Origin of the sequence: Catalinimonas locisalis (genome assembly GCF_038039535.1) — a bacterium.
Lineage (GTDB): Bacteria > Bacteroidota > Bacteroidia > Cytophagales > Cyclobacteriaceae > Catalinimonas.
In genome coordinates this window covers 307738-328456 of sequence record NZ_JBBPHP010000002.1, presented here as the reverse complement: position 1 = coordinate 328456, position 20719 = coordinate 307738, and the positions used below count along the sequence as shown (strand labels likewise).

The 20719-nt window shown below is 41.9% G+C and carries 17 protein-coding genes; 8 read left to right on the top strand and 9 right to left on the bottom strand.

Annotated features, from left to right (window positions below; all coding sequences use genetic code 11):
• Positions 1–125 precede the first annotated feature (125 nt).
• From WJR50_RS04960 to WJR50_RS04950, 3 genes are all read right to left on the bottom strand, one after another.
• A complete protein-coding gene (locus WJR50_RS04960; RefSeq protein ID WP_341292126.1) occupies positions 126–770 on the bottom strand; it encodes a PQLLE family protein in 645 nt (214 codons plus the stop codon).
• A 536-nt stretch (positions 771–1306) separates the two neighbouring features.
• Positions 1307–1597, bottom strand: a complete 291-nt coding sequence (locus WJR50_RS04955) for a GIY-YIG nuclease family protein (RefSeq protein WP_341292125.1) — start codon at positions 1595–1597, stop codon at positions 1307–1309.
• Between the two features lie 144 nt (positions 1598–1741).
• Positions 1742–2236, bottom strand: coding sequence for a SixA phosphatase family protein (locus tag WJR50_RS04950; protein WP_341292124.1), 495 nt, complete (start codon positions 2234–2236; stop codon positions 1742–1744).
• 89 nt (positions 2237–2325) lie between these two features.
• On the opposite strand from WJR50_RS04950, the gene WJR50_RS04945 reads away from it, so the two are divergent.
• Together WJR50_RS04945 and WJR50_RS04940 are read left to right on the top strand one after the other, a co-directional pair.
• Positions 2326–2760, top strand: coding sequence for a DUF2721 domain-containing protein (locus WJR50_RS04945; RefSeq protein WP_341292123.1), 435 nt, complete (start codon positions 2326–2328; stop codon positions 2758–2760).
• Positions 2757–4433 carry a VRR-NUC domain-containing protein gene (locus WJR50_RS04940; RefSeq protein ID WP_341292122.1) on the top strand — a complete coding sequence of 559 codons (1677 nt, stop codon included), beginning with the start codon at positions 2757–2759 and terminating at the stop codon, positions 4431–4433. Before WJR50_RS04945 ends, WJR50_RS04940 begins: the two co-directional genes overlap by 4 nt.
• Here WJR50_RS04940 and WJR50_RS04935 read toward each other — a convergent pair.
• A complete protein-coding gene (locus WJR50_RS04935; RefSeq protein WP_341292121.1) occupies positions 4430–5224 on the bottom strand; it encodes a hypothetical protein in 795 nt (264 codons plus the stop codon). The genes WJR50_RS04940 and WJR50_RS04935 overlap by 4 nt on opposite strands.
• A 456-nt stretch (positions 5225–5680) precedes the next feature.
• On the opposite strand from WJR50_RS04935, the gene uxuA reads away from it, so the two are divergent.
• Complete coding sequence (uxuA, locus tag WJR50_RS04930) at positions 5681–6868, top strand: mannonate dehydratase (protein WP_341292120.1); 1188 nt, start codon at positions 5681–5683, stop codon at positions 6866–6868.
• Here uxuA and WJR50_RS04925 read toward each other — a convergent pair whose 3' ends face one another.
• The 3 genes from WJR50_RS04925 to porQ all read right to left on the bottom strand — a co-directional run bounded on the left by WJR50_RS04925 (position 6869) and on the right by porQ (position 10163).
• The gene (locus WJR50_RS04925; protein ID WP_341292119.1) at positions 6869–7603 is read right to left on the bottom strand and encodes an SDR family NAD(P)-dependent oxidoreductase; all 735 of its coding nucleotides are present in this window, start codon (positions 7601–7603) and stop codon (positions 6869–6871) included.
• A 118-nt stretch (positions 7604–7721) separates the two neighbouring features.
• Positions 7722–9131 carry an ATP-dependent protease ATPase subunit HslU gene (hslU, locus tag WJR50_RS04920; protein ID WP_341292118.1) on the bottom strand — a complete coding sequence of 470 codons (1410 nt, stop codon included), beginning with the start codon at positions 9129–9131 and terminating at the stop codon, positions 7722–7724.
• Positions 9132–9140: 9 nt separating this feature from the next.
• Positions 9141–10163: a type IX secretion system protein PorQ gene (gene porQ, locus WJR50_RS04915; protein ID WP_341292117.1), complete on the bottom strand. Its 1023-nt coding sequence runs from the start codon at positions 10161–10163 to the stop codon at positions 9141–9143.
• Between the two features lie 91 nt (positions 10164–10254).
• On the opposite strand from porQ, the gene WJR50_RS04910 reads away from it, so the two are divergent.
• The 3 genes from WJR50_RS04910 to WJR50_RS04900 all read left to right on the top strand — a co-directional run bounded on the left by WJR50_RS04910 (position 10255) and on the right by WJR50_RS04900 (position 13777).
• Positions 10255–11166 carry a DUF72 domain-containing protein gene (locus tag WJR50_RS04910; RefSeq protein ID WP_341292116.1) on the top strand — a complete coding sequence of 304 codons (912 nt, stop codon included), beginning with the start codon at positions 10255–10257 and terminating at the stop codon, positions 11164–11166.
• 51 nt (positions 11167–11217) lie between these two features.
• Positions 11218–11610, top strand: a complete 393-nt coding sequence (locus WJR50_RS04905) for a 3D domain-containing protein (protein ID WP_341292115.1) — start codon at positions 11218–11220, stop codon at positions 11608–11610.
• A gap of 79 nt (positions 11611–11689) precedes the next feature.
• Positions 11690–13777, top strand: a complete 2088-nt coding sequence (locus tag WJR50_RS04900) for a TonB-dependent receptor family protein (RefSeq protein ID WP_341292114.1) — start codon at positions 11690–11692, stop codon at positions 13775–13777.
• A gap of 17 nt (positions 13778–13794) precedes the next feature.
• On the opposite strand, the gene WJR50_RS04895 is transcribed toward WJR50_RS04900, so the two are convergent.
• Entirely contained in the window at positions 13795–16203 is a 2409-nt protein-coding gene (locus WJR50_RS04895) for a TonB-dependent receptor plug domain-containing protein (protein ID WP_341292113.1), read from the bottom strand.
• A gap of 282 nt (positions 16204–16485) precedes the next feature.
• Here WJR50_RS04895 and WJR50_RS04890 point away from each other — a divergent pair, with 282 nt between their 5' ends.
• Both WJR50_RS04890 and WJR50_RS04885 read left to right on the top strand, forming a co-directional pair.
• Complete coding sequence (locus tag WJR50_RS04890) at positions 16486–18948, top strand: DUF5916 domain-containing protein (protein WP_341292112.1); 2463 nt, start codon at positions 16486–16488, stop codon at positions 18946–18948.
• On the top strand, positions 18948–20081 hold the full coding sequence (locus tag WJR50_RS04885) for a P1 family peptidase (protein WP_341292111.1): 1134 nt from the start codon (positions 18948–18950) through the stop codon (positions 20079–20081). Before WJR50_RS04890 ends, WJR50_RS04885 begins: the two co-directional genes overlap by 1 nt.
• Here WJR50_RS04885 and WJR50_RS04880 read toward each other — a convergent pair.
• Entirely contained in the window at positions 20052–20459 is a 408-nt protein-coding gene (locus WJR50_RS04880) for a hypothetical protein (protein WP_341292110.1), read from the bottom strand. The genes WJR50_RS04885 and WJR50_RS04880 overlap by 30 nt on opposite strands.
• Between the last annotated feature and the right edge of the window lie 260 nt (positions 20460–20719).

The following is a 20719-nucleotide window of genomic DNA, read 5'->3' as shown; positions in this document are numbered from 1 at the left end:
TTTTATACAATACCTGTATACACTCAGTATTATTTTTAATTATTTTTCCTTTAGTAATGTATTGAGATAAAATATTGACAGACACCTCTCAGCATCTGCCAATACCATGATTTACAAATTGATTTTTACCTGGAAGGTACCACTATCCCCATAGACTCAAGGAGCTGGGGGTCTTCATGGCAGGCAAGCTCGGCTACCTTGATGAAGTAACGGAACCATTGGCGTAGCTCTGCCACTGCCTTTTGCTTAGCCTGGGTTACCTGCTGCGCCTGGCGTTTGGCATCGTTGCGCAATACGATCAATTCACTAAGCTGGCTGATGAGTTTTTTTACCTCATTCACCTCTTTAGGTAGGATGCCATAGGCTTCCAATGATTTCACATCCACCTGCTCATAAAAATTTTGTACCTGCTCTAACCAATCAGTGTAGCGAACCTTCTTTACACCTTTCAGATGAAGCTTCTTCAGCATATCTTCATCTTCCCGATAGAAAAAGCGTGCGTTGGTACGATGCTTACCATACATAACATCTATGCTGTCACGTACCTGACTCAGTGCACGCTGTGCTTTTTGGACATTGCGATGAGTTTCATCCTGACGACTTTGCCAAGTCAATACTTCTGCCCTCAGATCCAGGCCTTTTTTAGCTTTTTCAGGGGTAATGCCCTGCTCCAATAGTGCGGCCCCTACATCAGCGATACTTAGGGCTGCGTTTACTCCCATGTCTACCTGATAGAGTAGCTCCTTCTGGGAAAGTATTGAAATATTCATATTGTAATAAATAAGTTTAAGGCAAGATACGCAGACACAAAATATAATTATATATATAATTTATTATAATATTACAATATAAATTAATATGGATGACAATGCGAATCTGGCTCAGGGAGGGCATTTTCTGACTTGAGATTGGGCATTTTAGCAGAAAAATAAGCTTTTTGGACACTCAAAAAGTGACGGTTGAGTACAAAAATTACCTATTTGAGGTGTTAATGAAGCTCATTTTTGCAAAAAAATGAAGCATTTGGAGTCTTCAAATCGTCCATTTTTGGTGTAAATTACAGCAGTTGGACGGGTGATCATGGCTAAATTAGCCGTAAAACACAGCAGATCACTGTCTGAGCTTACCGTTTTTCCAGTAATAAACAAAGGCATAAGCGGAGAGTACAACAAAGAAAAAGATAAGAAGAAGCTCGTTCATGGCAGACACATTTAGCTATGTCCATTGAATATACATAAAGCAGTGCAGTATTTCAATTTTGACGATAGTAAAGGGCGGACGTGTACACACGTGCCCAAGTAACAAATTACACATCTTTACTCTTAAACTTTGGCCACTGGTTATACCCAATTCTGGGGTTATTTGATTCAAATTTTCTAATTAATTCTATCTCCATCAAACTCACTTCTTTGTTTGAAGCAATTTCAGACTCCCACAATATCTCTTTTCTAATAGTAAAATCTCGCATCTGTTCTTTAGTGAAATCTTTTTCAATGAGTTTACTATTTGCACTACCGAAATAATTCAAGGTATCTGTTATATCCTGACCAATATATATTTTTCCATTAGGGTAAGTGATTTTATATATGACTTTCATATGCTGATATTAGATGAATTACCAGTCCTTTGCTGTACCTGGTGGACTTTAGAGCAACAGAAATACCTGGTCTAGCGAGATTAATCTAGTGCGCGTTTGAGTACAATGGAAACGTCCTATGAGGAATACATACTTTAGTAATCCTTACCCCTTCTTGGGATAATCGTAGAAGAGAAGCTTCGCTTTACCGTTGAGTTGTGCATCCTGCCAGCTAGTGATGTCCAGTTGCAACGCATAAATACCAGTGGTCACAATATTGTCTATAGGAGATGCGCCAATACGATTGGCAATATCTGTCAGACCGGGATTATGTCCGAACAAAAATAGCTGCCCTACCTTATCGTCCACCTTCTGTATTACCCTCAGAATAGTTTCCGGCCCGGCATGATAAAGCTCGTCTCTCCATTGGATATGTTTTTCGGCATAGTCCAATGCATCGGCTATGGCCTGCGCGGTCTTCTTAGCCCGTTTGGCGGTACTGCTCACCATCAGATCGGGATGAATTTTCTGCTTTTTCAGACGCTTACCCATTTTGGGAGCATCCTTTTTACCTCTATCGTTGAGCGGCCGATCAAAGTCATCCAGTGAGGGATCATCCCAACTGGATTTGGCATGCCGGATCAGAAACAAAGTCTTCATATTCTGTTGGATTTAACGCGCATTTTACAAAATGAAACACTTATTTTGGAGACAAGAAACTTTTTGAAGAGAAAAACTTTTTCTTCCATATGTCAGATATCAGCCTCACTACCCCTGCCCTATTGTTTCCGGCCATCTCTTTGCTTCTACTGGCCTATACCAACAGGTTTCTGACCCTGGCCAGCCTGATCAGGAAGCTGCATTCTGAGTACAAATCGGAGCCTGATCAGCTACTGATGGGGCAGATAGAAAACTTAAGGAAACGGGTAGTGCTGATTCGTAACATGCAGGCACTGGGTATATGCAGCCTTTTACTCTGTGTCTTCTGTATGTTTCTCATTTTCGCAGGCGAAAACTTCATCGGCAAAGTAGTTTTTGGGGTAAGCCTGGTACTATTGATGGCTTCACTGGCCTTATCTGTTCGGGAAATACAGATTTCGGTCAATGCCCTTAATATACAGTTGAGTGATCTGGAAGCCTATGAGAGCCTCAGGCTTAAAGAAAATACCAAACAGCAGTTATGAAAGGTGCCCCCATAGAGCTACCGGAGAAATACTACCTGGATTATTTCAGTGCGTTGCTGGAGCATGTGCAGCATCTGTACGGTGATCTGCTGAGCAAGGGGGAGAAAAGCTTTATCCGGCGGTACAATAAGCTGCCCGAAGACGCCAAGTGCCTGTTCATCCGGCTGGTCAATCGCCGAGGCTGCTATTTTCGGATGGAAAAGATCGCTTATGCGGAAATAGAAGATCAGGATAAGGCTTTGCAGTTGCTTTTGAAAAGAAATTACTTCAGCCTGCTGCATACAAAGTATGCCGAAGAGCTGCCCTGGGTACTGCATACCTATACCAAGGCCGAACTTTGCGAGCTTTGTAAGAGTATACTGGAAAAAGAACAGCTCAGGCAGATCAAAAAACTCAAAAAGCCGGAGCTGATCGTGGAACTGATTCAGCTGACTTCGGCTGCCGACTTACTCAAAGTGTTGAAAGAGAAGGAAGTGATCGTAAGAGTAGGCCATGAGGAGGAACTGGAGATGCTGAAATTTCTGTACTTCGGTCATCTGGATGGTGATATGACGCAGTTTGTGGTGCGGGATATCGGCTATGTCAAAACAGAGGCTTATGATCAGACCAAACTTAAGGCTTTGTTCAAAAGCCGAGCAGAGGCGGAAGACAAGTTGAAGCTCTCCAAGGTATATCGTGAGTTCAAATACATGCGGGATGAATTGCTGCTCAGTGCCGACCAGATCTATAGCTGGTTTGCTCAGCTTGATTTGCAAAGAGAAAGAATCAGCGAAACGGCTCTTGCCCAGTTTGATAAGCTCTGCTTACGCCTGGGCAAACTGCTAGAGCAGCAATCCTTTCCCGAATTAGCGCTAAAAACTTACGAATACACCGATCAGCGCCCTGCCCGGGAGCGCAGAGTCCGCTTACTGCACAAATTAGGGTTTCTGGAAGAGGCACTGGAGCAATGCCAGGCGATGCAGGAGCAGCCTGTCAATGCGGATGAGCTGTTTTTTGCGGAGGATTTCTGTAACCGTGTGCAGAAAAAGAAAAGGACACGCAAGGCAACCGACTATCTGAAACGCAGCCATTGTATCAGTCTGTCCGATATACACAAAAATTATGTGGAACAGGGGGTACTGGAATACTTTCAGGAGCAGGGACAGATGGGTGTGCATACCGAAAATTACCTCTGGAGAGGTTTCTTTGGCCTGCTGCTCTGGGATATCATCTTTGATCAGGATAGTGAAGCCTTTCATAACCCCTTACAAACTGTCCCATCAGACTTTTATACCCCCTTGTTTCTGGAAAAAAGAAATGAAGCGATAGCACAACGTCTGGAAGTACTGCCCCACCCAAAACGTTTTTTCAATATTGTACGGCATCATTATGAGACAAAAATGGGGATGAGTAACCCTATCATGGGCTGGCACGAAAGCTTATTACCTCTGGTAGAGCAATGTTATCACTGCCTTGAGCCAAAACAGATTTCAAATGTACTGCTGGAAATGGCAAAGAACCTCAGAGAAAATACCAAGGGCTTCCCCGACCTCTTTGTGTGGGATGATCAATCGTATAGTTTTATTGAAGTGAAGTCGCCAAGCGATCAATTATCTGCTCAGCAGTTGTACTGGCTGCGCTTTTTTGAAGACCAAGGCATCTCGGCCAAGGTAATCAGAGTAAGCTGGGATTAGTTAAAGTCCCAGTTGCGAAACTCTTCTCCCCGGGCATTGTAGAAGCGTATCTGCACATCTTCAAAACTGGTATTGATTTGCTGCAGCACCTGCTCTATATCTTCTGACTTACCACCAAAATCAAATAGAAAAGCCTGCTCTACCAGTTCTCCCTGCTCCAGAGGCTGAATAATCTTTCCTTCGGAGCTTACTTTAAAGTAACCATAATCTCCTTCAGCAAATTTTTTGTCGGTAGCCCCGGCAATATCCATTGCTTCGTTGAAGAAAGAGATCAGTTCCTTGTTCTTTTCTTTGCCCTGATACTTGATCACGCCCCATACTGTCTGAGAAGGAATACGGTTCAGGGTAGATTCCAGCAGATCAATCCCTTCACTCTCCAACAAATTTAACTGATAAGCATCCTTGCTTACCGATAATGTACCATGATTGATCAGAGACTCCCCTAGCTGAATCTGCAAATCATATTCTTTTTCACTTAACGCCCCTAAGTCAATGAATGCAGAGGCTGGCCCGATTGCATCAAGACAAACATCTGAAACCTCAACTTTCTCCAAAACAATTTTTATCGCCTGATTATCCACCACAGTCTCATGCTTGATACTGTAATTGATACAGGGAAAATCTTTTAAGGTCAGAAATTTAAAAGAAAGAGAACGCTGGTCTGAGTCAATGTACTCAGCCATGCTCAATTCTATCTCACTTCCCAGGGTATTGGAAGGAACGGCCTGCTCGCCTTCACATGCAAACATTAAAAGCAAGGGGATCAAAAGTGCAAAGGGAGTTGCTTTCATATACATAGTTGGATAGTCTTTGCAATGATGACACATAGAGCGTTAAAAAGTTGTAAGGTTGAAACGGAAATTTACACAATAACGATATTTACCTTCATTGATTGTACCCCTTGGGCATTCTTTTGGTCCGGAAGGTTGATCAAATATCTGCGGAAAGTTACACAATATTTCTTTAGTTAGGTAATAATGAATGACTTACGCACATTAAAAAAGAGGTAAAGATGTGATGTAAATATGAATTTATGTCTAAGGATAAAAAACATAAGATAATATTTGCGCTAAAGCACACCTGGCAAAGTATAAATTTTATTATACTATATTTTACTTTATTAATATATCATTTCGTACATCTTCTCTTTACAAGCTGTAGTAATTTATTTTTCAATTTTTATACAGAATTGGTACTATGTAAGAATCCTATATCTTTGGCAACATTACTTACAAACCTTTTTTTCTATGAGTATGGAACAAAGCTGGCGTTGGTACGGCCCCAACGATCCGGTAAGTCTTTCTGATATCCGGCAAGCCGGAGCAGTGGGTATTGTGAATGCCCTCCATGAGATTCCTGTAGGACAAGTATGGAGTGTTGAGGCTATCAATGAAAGGAAAAAGATGATTGAAGATGCCGGTCTGCGCTGGAATGTGGTAGAAAGTGTACCCGTTGCCGAAGCGATCAAGGCAGGCGGCGCAGATCGGGACCAGTATATTGAGGTATTTCAGCAATGCATCCGCAATCTGGGGCAATGTGGCATCCCAACTATCTGTTATAACTTTATGCCGGTGCTGGATTGGACCCGTACTGATCTGGAATTCCCGATTGAAGATGGCTCTACTGCCCTACGTTTTGATGCGATTGCTTTTGCTGCTTTTGATTTGCTCATACTAAAGCGCCCCGGAGCTGAAAAAGAATATGATGAGGCTACTCAGAAGAAGGCTCAGACCTATTTAAACAGTCTGAGTGAGCAGGCAAAGCTTACTTTACAGCAAAGTATCATCGCAGGTCTTCCCGGCTCTGACAAAAATTATAGTCTGGCAGAGTTTCAGCAGCAACTGGATTTGTACAAAGATATAGATGAAGGAAAGCTAAGAGAAAATCTGTCCTACTTTCTGAAAAAAATCATTCCGGTAGCGGAAGAAAGCGGTGTAAAGATGGCTATTCACCCTGATGATCCCCCCCGTGCATTGCTTGGGCTGCCCAGAGTAGTGAGTACAGAGGCAGATGCGGTAGCTTTGCTGAATGTAATAGACTCTCCAGCCAATGGAATCACGTTCTGCACCGGATCTTATGGGGCTCACCCTGAGAATGACCTTCCCGGAATGGTAGAAAGATTAGGTGATAAAATTCACTTTCTGCATCTGCGTAGTGTACAAAGGGAAGCAGATGGCAGTTTTTATGAAGCCAATCATCTGGAAGGCAGCGCCAATATGTATCAGGTAGTGAAAGCAGTGGTGAAGGAAATTCGTAAGCGTCAGGCAAATGGCAGATCCGATGATCAGATACCTATGCGTCCCGACCACGGACACAAAATGCTGGACGATCTGCATAAAAAAACCAATCCCGGATATACCGCAATTGGTCGCTTGAGAGGCTTGGCAGAACTAAGAGGACTTGAAATGGGAATCAGTTATACCTTGCAGCAATGATTAGTACTGCCTTACATCCTGCAGTACTTCCTCAAAGCGCTCAGTATTGTTGATCAGTTCCATAAATTTTTCAGCAGTATAGGAGGCATCATCCAGGGTGCCTTCTTTTTTGTAATTGATAAACTTCTCAATGTTGCTGAAATGATCCTGAGATACCTCACGAATTTCGCCCTGCATAGTAGTATCCACTACGCCAGGCGCCAGAGCATACACTTTAAAGTTTTTGCTCAGGTTTCTTTTGCTAAGCTCTACTTTTGCCACCTGCGAAAGCATGTCCAATGCTGCTTTGGAAGCACAATAGCCTGACCAGCCATCCACCGGATGTTTGCCCGCTCCTGAACTCACATTGACAATCAGTTTTTCAACGGGCTGATTACGGTAACTTTTGATAAACTGATTCATCATAATTGCCGGTGCGGTAACGTTGAGGTTAAAAAGATTGACAAACTGCTGGTTATCCAGGTCACCCAGATACTTTACATCTCCCAGCATACCTGCATTATTGATCAAAACAATCTGATCAGCAGAAGACAAATTAGGAAACAGTTCCTGAACATGTTGCACCAGCCAGTCTGTATCGGAAAGGTCAGCCTGAACATGTTGATAGCGTTCATGCTCAATACTATTCTTGCGGGAGAAACCATGTACGTGAGTATCAGGTTCCAGTAAAATCTTTTCCGTTATAGCTTTACCTATTCCTCGGCTGGTTCCGGTGATGAAAAAATGTCGCATCATAGATGGGGTTAGATTGTTATGAATTAGAAGTTAGGGAATGATTAACTTCCAATAATAAGGAAACATGCATTTTTAGTTACTATCCCCGAAATCTAATAACCAATCCCTAGTACCTATTCTACAATATATACTGACTCAGGTCTTTATTCTGTACCAGCTTAGCCAATCTATCTCTCACCATCTCTTTGTTGATCAATAGCTTGGAGTTAGGCTCAATCTTATCGGGTACATCAAAAAGGAAATCGTTGAGCAATCGGCTCATTACGGTGTGCAGCCTTCTGGCACCGATATTTTCTATTTCAGAATTGATCTGAAAAGCAATATCAGCAATTTCATCCAGCGCATCTTCCTGAAATTTCAACTCTACATTCTCTGCCGTAAACAGTGCTTCGTATTGCTTGGTAAGTGCGTTCTTGGGTTCACGAAGAATTTGCGCAAAATCTTCTTTGGTAAGATCGCTAAGCTCTACCCGAATAGGGAAACGACCTTGTAACTCAGGAATCAGGTCAGAAGGCTTGGCCACATGAAAAGCTCCTGCCGCAATGAAAAGAATATGATCAGTATGTACGATGCCATATTTGGTATTTACGGCACTACCTTCTACAATGGGAAGCAGATCACGCTGCACACCTTCCCTACTTACATCAGCGCCTCCGCTACCTTTACGGTCTCCACCTCCGGCAGCAATCTTGTCAATCTCATCTACGAAAATAATTCCGGTGTTTTCTGCCTTATAGATAGCCTCTTCCTTTACCTCATCCATATCTATCAGCTTGGAAGCTTCTTCTTCCAGTAAGATTTTCTTGGCTTCTCCTATGGTGACTTTTCTCTTCTTATTTTTCTTGGGCATCATGCCGCTCAGCATCTCCTGCAGATTCATCATGGAAGACTCATCCATCATGCCACCACCAATCATGCCTACCCCTGGGGAAGCACTCTGCTTAATATTGATTTCTATCTTGCGATCGTCAATATCTCCATTTTTGATTTTCTCCCGAAAACGCTCGCGAGTTCTGTGATTCAATTCGGCATCGCTCAGATTCTCTTCACTTTCTTCATTCTCAAAGCCAATGCGTGGAGCATTTGATTTAGGGGTGTTCCCTTTTACAGGGGGTATAAGTGCATCCAGAATAATTTCTTCTACCGCCTCAGCAGCTTTTTCCTGTACCTCTTCTTTCTTACGGGACTTTACCAGGTTTACGGATTGCTCTACCAGATCACGCACCATGCTTTCCACATCACGACCTACATAACCCACTTCGGTAAACTTGGATGCTTCTACTTTGGTAAAAGGAGCGTCAGCGATTTTAGCCAGACGGCGGGCAATCTCTGTTTTTCCTACTCCGGTGGTACCAATCATCAGAATATTATTAGGGACAATCTCCTTCTGCATTTCATCCTTCACATTCATTCTGCGCCAACGGTTACGTAGCGCAATTGCCACATTTTTTTTAGCATCCTGCTGACCGATAATATATTTGTCAAGTTCAGTGACAATCTGTCTCGGAGTCAAATTAGCTTCTATCATGGATATTATTTATGTACTAGTTTTTTTAAAATTAAGCCTGTTCAAGTTCATGTTAAGCGTAAAGTGGTTAAATCCTCCCGCAACATGATAAAAAGCTCGTGCATATTCAAGCTGTAAAAAACGCAGGCGAAGCGTAAATCCAAAAGATAATCCCGCTCCGCCAGTGAATTGTTCTAATTGTAGCGTATTTCTTTTCAATTGGTTATAGCCAGCCTGTATATGGAAATTTTTACTGAGCAAAAGCTCTCCACCAAAGCTCATATGCCTTAGTATTCTGTTAACGTATCCCGGCTTTTCATTGTTATCCTGACTGTAGTAGTCACCATAATGGTTGATCAGGTGAAAACCAGTCAGATAAAAACGGAATGGCATGTACTCAGGCTTGATCGCCAGGCTTATTTTAAGATCAGTGGGCATCCTGCTTTGGCTCATTGAAGTGTAGTCATTGAGCAAGAACCCCAGATTATTGATGGCCAGGCCGATTGTAAAACCATAATTCGGGTGTATGAACATGCCGCCAGCATCCAACAAAAGGGCTGATGCGCCATAAGCCCCAAAGTTAGAGGACAGAAACTTAGCGTTTACACCAAAGCGAAAAGGGCCGGATTGATGACTGCGATTGAAATAGATGGCATACTCCTGCGCATGATACGTTCCAGTGGGTAATCCTGCGATATCATAGCTATCAAACTCGCCATAGTTGAGATACTGCACGCCCAGCCCCCACGCCCCTTGCTCTCCTATACTATGGTTGTAAGTGAGGGTAACATAGTCCACATCGGCGTAATAGGGCTGATAACCAAGGCTCAATTGCCGATCAAAGGCTGGTTCGCTTACTGCCGGATTGGTAAACCAAAGGGAAGGAGAAATAATACTGGAGTCTCTGCCCGATACTGCCTGAATGCCTCCCAACGCAGTAATTCTGGCTGAGGGAGAAAAGTTCAGAAAATCAAAAGCATGAGGTTGCGCTGTCTGGGCCAGTAGCTTGCTGTAAAGCAAAAAAAGCAATGTACATGTAAAAAAGTAGCGCATAGGCAATAGCTGTAAAACTACTGTCTTTGCTGTTTATTCACAACAAGTAGGCAATATTCAAGTAATATCATTATGACTATCTTTGATCAGTATGGAGTTTGGAAAACTTAGCGATATCAGCCAGGTAGACTTTAACTTACCCAAGGATGCGGATCGCAATCAACGGGTACTTACTAAGTCTGATACACATTCTCAGCCCAAAATATATATTGGCATGGCCCGCTGGGGCGACAGAAATCTGGTGGGCAAACTTTATCCGAAAGGCACTCCTTCCAAAGACTACCTGTACCACTATTCACGGCAGTTCAATACCATAGAAATGAATACAACGCATTATCGTATTCCAACCTTGGATATGGTAGAACAGTGGAAGGAAAAGACGCCTGCTGACTTTAAGTTCTGTCCTAAAGTTCCGCAAGTCATCAGTCACAGTAGTGATTTTGGTAAAAGCATTCGTGCTACCGATCAGTTTCTGGAAGCACTTCATGCTTTTGGAGATCAACTGGGTCTCGCTTTCATGCAGCTTCCTCCTACATTTGAACCCAGAAATAATGGCAAAGCCCTCTTTGATTATCTTTCTCACTGGCCTCATGATGTACCCTTATCTATAGAATTGCGTCATCCGGGCTGGTTTGAGGATGATAGAATCAGAGAAAGAGCTTTTGACCTTTTAGAAGAAAATTATCTAAGCACTGTAATTACCGATACAGCGGGCAGAAGAGATGTGATCCATATGCAGCTTACAAATCCAAAACTTATGGTTCGCTTTGTAGGCAATTCCTTGCACCCTACTGATTATGAGCGTATTGATCAATGGGTAAGTCGTATTGAAAATTGGATTGAACTAGGCTTACAGGAACTCTACTTCATCGTTCACCAACCAGAAGATGCATTATGTATCGACTTAGCCATTTATCTAGTTGACCATCTCAACAAGCAGTTAAAACTAAATCTCAAGCCACCCAAACTTATGCAGGCAGGAATACAAAAGACGCTTTTTTGAACATATGAAGGGGGTTTGGTGTTTATCATTTAAACCAACCTAGCAAAACCTATGAAATACTTTACCAAACAGCATAATTTTGTCATCTTCATTGCTTTCATTTTTTTGGCTTCTTGTGCAGAAACTAAAACTATGGAAGTAACAGCTACTGCCTACAATTCTGTAGAATCTCAAACCAAGAAAGGAGATGCTGTAACTGCTGCCTGGGGTGATAAACTAAAACCCGGAATGAAAGCCATCGCTGTGTCCCGTGACCTGCTCCAGGAAGAAGGTATTGAGCACGGCGCAAAAGTAAAGATAGAAGGCTTATCCGGCCGCTACGAAGTTCTGGACAAAATGAATAAGCGCTGGACCAAGAAGATTGATATATATATGGGTACTGATGAGGAAAAAGCCAGAGAATGGGGAAAACAACAGGTTGAAATATCCTGGAACGTAGATTAATGAATAATTTTCTACCACACACTACCAATTCTCTAACCATTACCTTACTTTCATGCTTCAATTTTTATTAACCTGTAGCATGAAAGTTTTTTTTTATCTTTTTCTGATCACCTTTACTTACATCCCTGCTGTTTTTGCGCAAGAAGAAGACAGTGTTGAAACTAAATTACTGAATGAAATTACAGTAATTGGATACGATGCCAATCGCAAACTCCTTCAAACTCCGGGTGCTGTAGCCCTCATCACTTCTCAGCAGATCACTGCTTTTGATGAGACTTCCGCTCTGCCCTCCATGAATATCATTCCAGGGGTGCGTATGGAAGAACGCTCTCCCGGCAGTTACCGCATTGCTATTCGCGGAAGTACGCTGAGAGCACCTTTTGGTGTAAGAAATATTAAAGTGTACTGGAACAACATTCCTTTTACAGAGCCTTCGGGAAGTACTAATTTTAATCTGCTGGATATCATCAACATGGGTGAAATTGAGTTGATTAAAGGTCCTGCTGGTAGCATATACGGAGCAGGAACGGGAGGTGTGGTCAATATCCAGAGTGAAAGTTCACGGCTAGACAAGGATTATATTGGAGCAGAAGCCATGTTGGGCTCTTATGGTTTGCAGCGTTACGCTACTACGGTTAATCAGGTTACTGACAATGCAACTTACACTTTCAAATATGCCCATCAGGAGGCAGAAGGGTATCGCGATCATACTACTCTGGACCGTGATGTAATTGAGTTGCACGGAAAGTTTGACTTATCTGAAAAAAGAGAGGTATCTGCCAGTTTCCTTTACTCTGACCTTTTCTACGAAATACCCGGAGGACTTAATTTAGAGCAATACAACGAAAACCCTCGGCAGGCACGCCCCGGAAACCCTTTTGCCCTGGGAAGTGAAGAAGCGGAGGCAGGCATTGATCAGGAATATCTGCTTTTTGGATTTAGTCATGACTATCAGTGGAATGATAAACTTAGTAACCTTACCACGATTTACGGGGATTTCAGTTTTTTTGAGAACCCTTTCAATCTTGATTACAAAAGAGATAGCCGCATGGCCGGTGGCGGACGTACCCGTTTTGATTACCTGACCCAACTTTTTGGATTTGAAACCCGCTTCACGCTGGGTGGAGAGTTTCAGTCAGGGACTAATGTTGCCAGAAACTTTGAAAACGATTACGGTGATCCCGGAGCACTCAACTTTGATGATGAACTCAGAAGTCGTCAGTCGTTGATTTTTGGAAGAGCAGAATTTGAGCTTCCTGATGATTTCTTTTTGACTCTTGGCCTAAGCCGTAATCACCTTAACTATGACATCAACCGGCTGGTAGACAATAACCTGGATTCGGCTTACAGAGTAGTGAAAGAATTTGATCCGGTTTGGGTACCTCGCATCGGTATCGCCAAGCAATTTAACAGTATTGCAGCGCACGGAAGTATTAGCTATGGCTTCTCCCCTCCTACCATTGAGGATGTAAGAACCAATGAGGGTAGTATCAACCTTGGACTTAGACCTGAAAAAGGCATCAATTATGAAGTAGGCGTGAGAGGAAATACCTGGAACGGAAAGCTAAATTTTGACGTCAGTGCCTTCTACTTCCAACTTGATGAAACCATAGTGCAGCAGCAATCGGATCGGGGAACGGTTTTGTTTACCAACACAGGTTCAACGGATCAGCGAGGTCTGGAAACAGCATTTACTTATTTTGCCTTACAGGAGCAGGCGGGCTTCATCAGCGACCTTGAGTTTCAGCTTTCATATACACTGCATGATTTTGTGTTTAAGAACTATACAAAGTTTGAAGATGACGAACTGAGAGATTATTCTGGTAATGACTTAACAGGAGTTGCTTCCAACATAATCGTGTTTGCGACTACCCTTAAAACGAATATGGGTCTGTACCTCAACGGTTCATTTAACTTCACTGATGAGATTCCGCTTAATGATGCGAATACAGTGTACGCTGATGCTTATAAGCTCATCCTGCTCAAAGCAGGCTATCGTGCTTCAATATCAGATGATCTGGATATTGAAATTTTTGGGGGCGTAAACAACCTGCTTGACGAAAAATACAGCCTGGGCAATGATCTTAACGCGTTTGGCGGTCGTTATTATCAGCCTGCTCCTGATCGTAATTTTTATACAGGATTAAAATTTCACCTTATGTATTAATTCATTGAGTACTATGCTCAAAAGGTAGTCCTCAATGATAATATAAAGTTACGTCCCGGCGCAGCAATGCCCGAAGAATACGGCCAGTAATGCTTATCCAGGATGTTTTCTAAGCCACCACTGATCTGTAAATATTGGTTCAACTGATAGCTACCCATCAGATTAAGCGTATACCAGGCCAAAGTACCATCTTCAGTGTACATATAAGGCTTGTTTTGTTCAGAAGGAGCGAGATCATCATAGGCTATTGCGCCATTGTACCTAACGTTAAACTCGCCTCTGAATTTACCTTTTTGATAGCTCAACTCAGTACTGCCAAACAATGGAGCCGCATGGCGCAATGCTGCATCTTCCTCCAGATCACGTCCTTTGGTGTAGGTAAGAGTTGACTGTAAAGCCAATGCTGGTACAATGGTGTATGCAGCATTCATGCTGAGCCCAAACACATAGGCTTCTCCTGCATTAACAATTGCCTGCACACGACTCAATTCTCCATCATAATGAATACTGTCCATGCCATTAAAACTAAAATTTCTGCGTACCATCGCGTCATGTAACCAGGAATAATACACGACACCTTCTATCCTGAACTTATCTCCCACCCTTTTACTAGCACCGAATTCAGCATTATAGCTGTACTCCGGACCAAGGTTCGGATTAGGAACTACCACATTACCTGGTTCAGAATCAAAAACTTTTCCTACATCATCCACATTGGGTGCCCGGAAACCAGAGGAAAGTAAAAAATTGAGCTGCCAACTTTCAGTAGGACGAAAGACCAGTCCGGTACTACCGCTCAGCGCACCGGTATTCAGATTAATTTCATCGTAAGGGAAGTCATAAAAAGAGTTTTCTGTAAAACGAGATGTTAACCAAACCCTGCTATATCTCAGGCCGGTATTTAGTGTAAAGCGTGGGTCAAAATTCCATTTATGGTTTACATAAACAGCCGCTGTTGAGTAATCGCTACCTCCATCAGGATAGCGGGTAGAAGTAGGTTCTGTTTCTCCGGTATTCAGATTTTTACGAAATCCTTCGGAAGCTACCGTATTATGCACTATTTCCGCTCCATAAAAAAGATGGTGAAGCTGGTTAAATACTTTATCAGCATCAAAATTAAAGGTATAAGCATTTACATTTTCGGTTCTGCTTCTTAGCCTGCTATTCTGAAAACCTCTGTCATTACGGCTTTCTTCAAACTCCTGATAAGCCAGGGTAAGCTTGGCTTCGTCAAAAAAAAGGTTCTTCTGATAAAAGCGAGACTTTAATGAATGCATCATCCACTTCTGAGGTCCGTAGTACCATTCGGCATCCTCAGGCAAACCATCATCATTATACACAATCAGCCGATCATACCGGGGAATATCTGAAGTATTGCTGTATAAAAAATTGTACACCAGATCGGTTTTGTCGGTGAGGCGATAACTCAGTTTTTGCATCAGGTCAAGCTGACTATAACCGGAAGGCACCTGCACATTTACGTCCGGATTGTTGACGAGTGAATCTTCACCTCTGGCTCGTACTACATAGTTGTAGCGTTTTCCAAAATCGGGAAACTCATCGGTTCTCCAGCTTCCTGCTCTTAAATCATCAAAATTACTGTAAGAAAAAGAGGTAAGTGAACTCAAATGCTTACCTTTGAGGCTGATGTCAAAATGTCCTGTTTTCTCCTGATTGGCAGATGAGTAGCGAGCCATTGCTGAACCATCCACTTCCAACGTACCGCTGGTAGAATAGGCAGGCATTTTGGTATGAAAATCCATGACGCCACCCAAAGCATCGCTTCCATAGATAACAGAGCCGGGGCCGAATACTACTTCGGCTTCTCCAATAAAACTGGGATCTATATTAATCACATTCTGCAGATTACCACTTCTGAAAATAGCATTGTTCATTCTCACACCATCTACTACAATCAGCACTGCATTGGCAGCAAACCCACGGATCATTGGGCTCCCTCCTCCCAATTGGCTTTTTTGGACAAATACCTGTCCAGTCTTGTCCAGCACATCAGCAGCAGTTTGTGGATTATTGAAAGCAATGTCAGAAGGCTTAACCGACACGATTTGATGTGGGATTTCCTCTTTCTTCTGCTCCCAGCGGTTTACACTGATTACTGCTTCTTCCATCTGAATTACTTTCTCTCTCATGCTCACCAGAAAATCCATTTTCTGAATACTTTCCATTGAAAGTGCAAGATTCTGATAGGCGGGATGCTGAAATAACAATGAATCAGATTTGATAAAAGTACCTAATGATACTTCTCCAGCATTATTGGTCTGTAGAAAAGACGCTTTGTCTGATGAATATACTACAACCTCGGGAATCCCCTGAGAAGTAGTTATATCTACAACTTTAAGTGTTTGTGCCTGAGTGAGAAGTGATAAGCTTGAAAAGGCCAATAAAATTAAAAATCTTTCTTTCATAGAATTGCAAAAAAAGCTATATTCAACCAAATTTCTTAATCAGAAATCAATATTACATCAACTTGTCAATATTATTTTCAATATAACGGGTGTAATATTATGTTTTATAGTGAATGGAAGTAAATATGATATTTTACTTTCTTGCGATGCGAAGGGTCATTGTTACTATGTTATAACTCTCCAACTGAGTTGTAGCGTCCTAAATAAGCTACTTACCTTCAAAATTTAGCTTATTTTTAATCTTTACCATCTTTGTTGTAAACCTTGTTGTAATAAAACCACATGTCAAAGACATTTGCTGCCTTATTGGCTTTTTCGTTTTTTATGCTTTTTAGAGTCAACGTGTACGCTAACGATGACTTTCCTAAAGATTTTTTTGCTACACGCATCCACACCCCTCCCAAAATTGATGGCGTACTGGATGAGGAAGTCTGGCAGCACATTTTGTGTCCGGCAAGTGGATTTACCCAGCGTAGCCCTAAACCCGGTAAAGCACCTTCCGCTCCTACCGAGGTAAGCATTCTTTACGATAATTCTTCAATTTACATCGGTGCAACGCTTTATGATGTTTCCGCCGACAGTATCATGCGGGAGTTTACCAGCCGGGACAATACAGGATTTTCGGATATTTTTGGTGTGTACTTTGACACCTACGATGATGATATCAATGCTTTTGAATTTATCGTTTCTGCCGCAGGTGTTCAGTTTGATCGTCGCTGGACTGCAATGGGTTCTGACAGAAGCTGGAATGCAGGATGGCTAAGTGCCGTAAGCATAGATGAAACCAATTGGTATGTGGAAATGGAAATTCCTTTGTCTGCATTGCGTTTTCCAAAAACGTCTATTCAACATTGGGGAGTAAATTTTCGTCGTACTATTCGTCGGAAAAACGAACACAATTACTGGAATAAGGTAGACCCACAAGTCAATGGATTTGTTAACCAGTTTGGTCGCCTGAGCGGTATCACTAATATTAAGTCTCCAATTCGTCTGTCTGTGTCGCCTTATCTTTCTGCGTATGTAGATCAATATTCAGGAGACACGGAAAACCCTTCCAGCATGAGCAAGCGTATCAATGGCGGAATGGACCTCCGCTATGGCATCAATGATGCTTTTACGCTTGATATGATACTGGTTCCTGATTTCGGTCAGGTAGTTTCAGACAACAAAGTGCTTAACCTCTCTCCTTTTGAAGTCCAGTTCAATGAAAACCGACAATTTTTTAAAGAAGGTACCGAGCTATTTGAAAAGGGCGGATATTTTTATTCCCGAAGGGTAGGTGGCAAGCCTTTATTATATGATGAAGTAGAAGATGAGCTGGGCGAAAATGAAGAAATTATTAGTAACCCCCAGGAAAGCTCTTTGATCAATGCTACTAAAATTTCTGGTCGTACCACCAAAGGTTTGGGGCTGGGTGTATTTAATGGGCTAACTCGCGAAATGCATGCCGTTATCAAGGATAATGAGACTGGTGATACAAGAGAAGTACTTACCGATCCCCTGACCAACTATAATGTTATTGCATTAGACCAAAGTCTCAAAAACAATTCTTATGTAAGCTTTGTGAATACCAACGTAATTCGTCAGGGTGGATATTATGATGCAAACCTCACCGGGACGGCTTTCCGATTGGCTAATAGGGGTAATCGCTATGCGATTTACGGAAGAGGCGCTGTCAGTCAGAAATATGGCTTAGACGAAGGGCGTAATGAGTTCGGACACTCTTATTCATTGTCGGTAGCTAAAACGGGGGGAAATCTCAGGGCTAGCTTAACCAACTACGTAGAGAGTGATACCTTTGATCCCAATGACCTTGGCTTCCTAAGGGCGAACAATGAAGTACGTACTTCTGCCAATATCGGGTACAATATTTATGAGCCCTTCTGGCAGTTTCTTAACTTATATACTGACCTGGACTTTACTTATAGCAGGCTACATGAGCCATCCGTATTTACAAGTTTTAATATGGAAGCGCGGGTGCAGGGAACATTGAGTAACTTTATGGATTTTAGCTTCAACTACGCCGCTGCTCCAACGAAGCGTTTTGACTATTTTGAGCCTCGTGTGGATGGCTGGTATTTTGTAGAACCGTCTTACAATCAGCTCAGGTTTTATCTGAGAACTGACAACAGAAACCGCTTTGTGATAGGAAGCTCAGTAAGTTACACCGATTATGATTTTGAAGGTCAGGAAAGCCTGTATGTAAGTCTGAGTCCCAGTATCAGGATTAACAATAAACTTGCATTCTCCACCTACCTAAGCCTCAGTAACAGTCATAGCAATATAGGATATGCTGAACATGAAGACGAACTGATCACTTTTGGTAAACGAGACATCAGTACCATCAATAACATTTTTAATACCAAGTACACCTTTAATAACAAAATGGGCCTGACCTTTAGAATGAGGCACTATTGGTCTGCTGCTGAATATGAAGAGTTTTATACACTTGGTGAAAAAGGACAGCTATTAGATAGTGATTACTCTGGGAATGAAGACAGAAATTATAATGCTTTTAACATTGACATGGTCTACAGCTATACTTTTGCTCCCGCCAGTGAAATCAGTATTGTCTGGAAAAACAATATCGCCAGCGATGAAGAATTTGTCAGGCCAGGTTACTTGAAAAATGTAGAGACACTGAGTAATCTACCCCAAAGCAACAGTATATCAGTAAGAGTACTTTATTTTATTGACTACTCCATGCTCATGAAAAAACTCAATGCGGATAAAAAAATAGGCTGATGTGGAAAATCATTGTTACACTACTTACCTGCTTCTTTTTTTTAAACTCAGATTCTATCAAAGCACAAACCCGTACATTACGCTCTTACGGAGTAAATATCGGTATTCTTCCCACCGGTCCTCATAATGCTATTACTGATGTAGAAGGTGTGCTGGTAGGGCATGAGACACTAATTCAGGGAGATAGCATCCGAACTGGTGCAACCGCCATCCTTCCTCATTCTGGTAACATTTTTCAACAAAAAGTGCCGGCTGCCATTTATATTGGAAATGGATTTGGCAAGCTTGCGGGCTACTCACAGGTGGAAGAACTGGGAAACCTGGAGACCCCAATTGTGCTAACCAATACCCTCAGTGTTGCCAGTGGTATCAATGCGCTGGTACAATATACTCTAGATCAGGCAGGAAACGAAGATGTTCGCTCAGTCAACGCAGTAGTAGGTGAGACCAATGATGGATACCTCAATGATATCAGAGGGCAACATGTCAAAGAAAAACATGTGTTGGCTGCCATAACTCAAGCCAGCGCTGGACCCGTTGCACAAGGCAATGTTGGAGCAGGTACAGGTACCCGTTGTTTTAGCTACAAAGGGGGAATTGGGACATCTTCCAGAAAAATCACTCAAAATAATGGAGGATATACTGTAGGTGTACTCGTTCAGGCTAACTTTGGAGGTGTACTGCATATCAAAGGCTTGCCCATTGAACAGTTGATGAACGAAAATAATCAAGAACCCCCACAGAAAGACACTGATGGTTCATGCATGATGATCGTGGCTACTGATGCTCCGCTGGATAGCAGAAACTTAAAAAGATTAGCAAAAAGGGCAATGCTTGGTCTTGCACGAACTGGTGGGATAGCTTCCAATGGCAGTGGAGATTATGTCATTGCTTTTTCCACTGCCGCAAATTTAAGAGTCCCTTATGAAACAGATAGCAACTTACTTAGCATGGAAGTACTGAGTAATGATCATATCAGTTCACTTTTCCTGGCCACCATAGAAGCTACTGAAGAAGCTATTTATAATGCACTTTTTGCCGCCGAAACGATCAGCGGCTATCGTGGAGAAGTGGAAGCATTGCCGGAAGATAAAGTAATCCGGTTAATCAATAAGCACGGACTCCTCAAGTGAGAAGCTGAAGAGCATGTTGATTAAATTGTTGATTTTTTCCCGAGCCTCCAGAAATTTTCTCATAAGTTCATAATACTCATAGTACAACAGCACTGACTCCATATTTACCAAGTATTCTTTTACAAACACAGAGAATAACATCAGCCTTTTCACATGATCTTTATTGTCATAAAAATATGACCTGATCAGCGAGTTAGTTTTGTATAAGCTACCTTTCTCATGCGTAAGGAACTTATTAAATGCCCATTGGAAATCATCACAGTTTTGTACAAATCCAAATTCGGTGAAAAATTTTTCCTGGGGTAAAATCTGATAAAATTCTTTGTAGAACTTTGTACCGGATTCTGGCATTCTCAACAATTCAGGATACTTATGCATTATCTTGATTTGATTACTTATTTATTTATATAATACAATTATATATTAGATAAATAATATTAAAAAAATACTAAGTCAATAAATGCAACATGCTATGATTTTCAGAAGTTAAACTCAAAAAAAGTTTAAAACTCTATAGATAAGAAAAAAATTACTTAGTAAAGAAAGTGCTTTATAATAAGATGATAGCCCAAATCAGCATCTGGATCACGAATATGCCTACACCAGACATTATAATTTAGTATCTTTCCTCTATATTG

Excerpts from the sequence above, each read along its gene's own strand:
- WJR50_RS04960 (WP_341292126.1), bottom strand. The coding sequence starts at position 770 with ATGAATATTTCAATACTTTCCCAGAAGGAGCTACTCTATCAGGTAGAC.
- WJR50_RS04955 (WP_341292125.1), bottom strand. The coding sequence starts at position 1,597 with ATGAAAGTCATATATAAAATCACTTACCCTAATGGAAAAATATATATT.
- WJR50_RS04950 (WP_341292124.1), bottom strand. The coding sequence starts at position 2,236 with ATGAAGACTTTGTTTCTGATCCGGCATGCCAAATCCAGTTGGGATGAT.
- WJR50_RS04945 (WP_341292123.1), top strand. The coding sequence starts at position 2,326 with ATGTCAGATATCAGCCTCACTACCCCTGCCCTATTGTTTCCGGCCATC.
- WJR50_RS04940 (WP_341292122.1), top strand. The coding sequence starts at position 2,757 with ATGAAAGGTGCCCCCATAGAGCTACCGGAGAAATACTACCTGGATTAT.
- WJR50_RS04935 (WP_341292121.1), bottom strand. The coding sequence starts at position 5,224 with ATGAAAGCAACTCCCTTTGCACTTTTGATCCCCTTGCTTTTAATGTTT.
- uxuA (WP_341292120.1), top strand. The coding sequence starts at position 5,681 with ATGAGTATGGAACAAAGCTGGCGTTGGTACGGCCCCAACGATCCGGTA.
- WJR50_RS04925 (WP_341292119.1), bottom strand. The coding sequence starts at position 7,603 with ATGATGCGACATTTTTTCATCACCGGAACCAGCCGAGGAATAGGTAAA.
- hslU (WP_341292118.1), bottom strand. The coding sequence starts at position 9,131 with ATGATAGAAGCTAATTTGACTCCGAGACAGATTGTCACTGAACTTGAC.
- porQ (WP_341292117.1), bottom strand. The coding sequence starts at position 10,163 with ATGCGCTACTTTTTTACATGTACATTGCTTTTTTTGCTTTACAGCAAG.
- WJR50_RS04910 (WP_341292116.1), top strand. The coding sequence starts at position 10,255 with ATGGAGTTTGGAAAACTTAGCGATATCAGCCAGGTAGACTTTAACTTA.
- WJR50_RS04905 (WP_341292115.1), top strand. The coding sequence starts at position 11,218 with ATGAAATACTTTACCAAACAGCATAATTTTGTCATCTTCATTGCTTTC.
- WJR50_RS04900 (WP_341292114.1), top strand. The coding sequence starts at position 11,690 with ATGAAAGTTTTTTTTTATCTTTTTCTGATCACCTTTACTTACATCCCT.
- WJR50_RS04895 (WP_341292113.1), bottom strand. The coding sequence starts at position 16,203 with ATGAAAGAAAGATTTTTAATTTTATTGGCCTTTTCAAGCTTATCACTT.
- WJR50_RS04890 (WP_341292112.1), top strand. The coding sequence starts at position 16,486 with ATGTCAAAGACATTTGCTGCCTTATTGGCTTTTTCGTTTTTTATGCTT.
- WJR50_RS04885 (WP_341292111.1), top strand. The coding sequence starts at position 18,948 with ATGTGGAAAATCATTGTTACACTACTTACCTGCTTCTTTTTTTTAAAC.
- WJR50_RS04880 (WP_341292110.1), bottom strand. The coding sequence starts at position 20,459 with ATGCATAAGTATCCTGAATTGTTGAGAATGCCAGAATCCGGTACAAAG.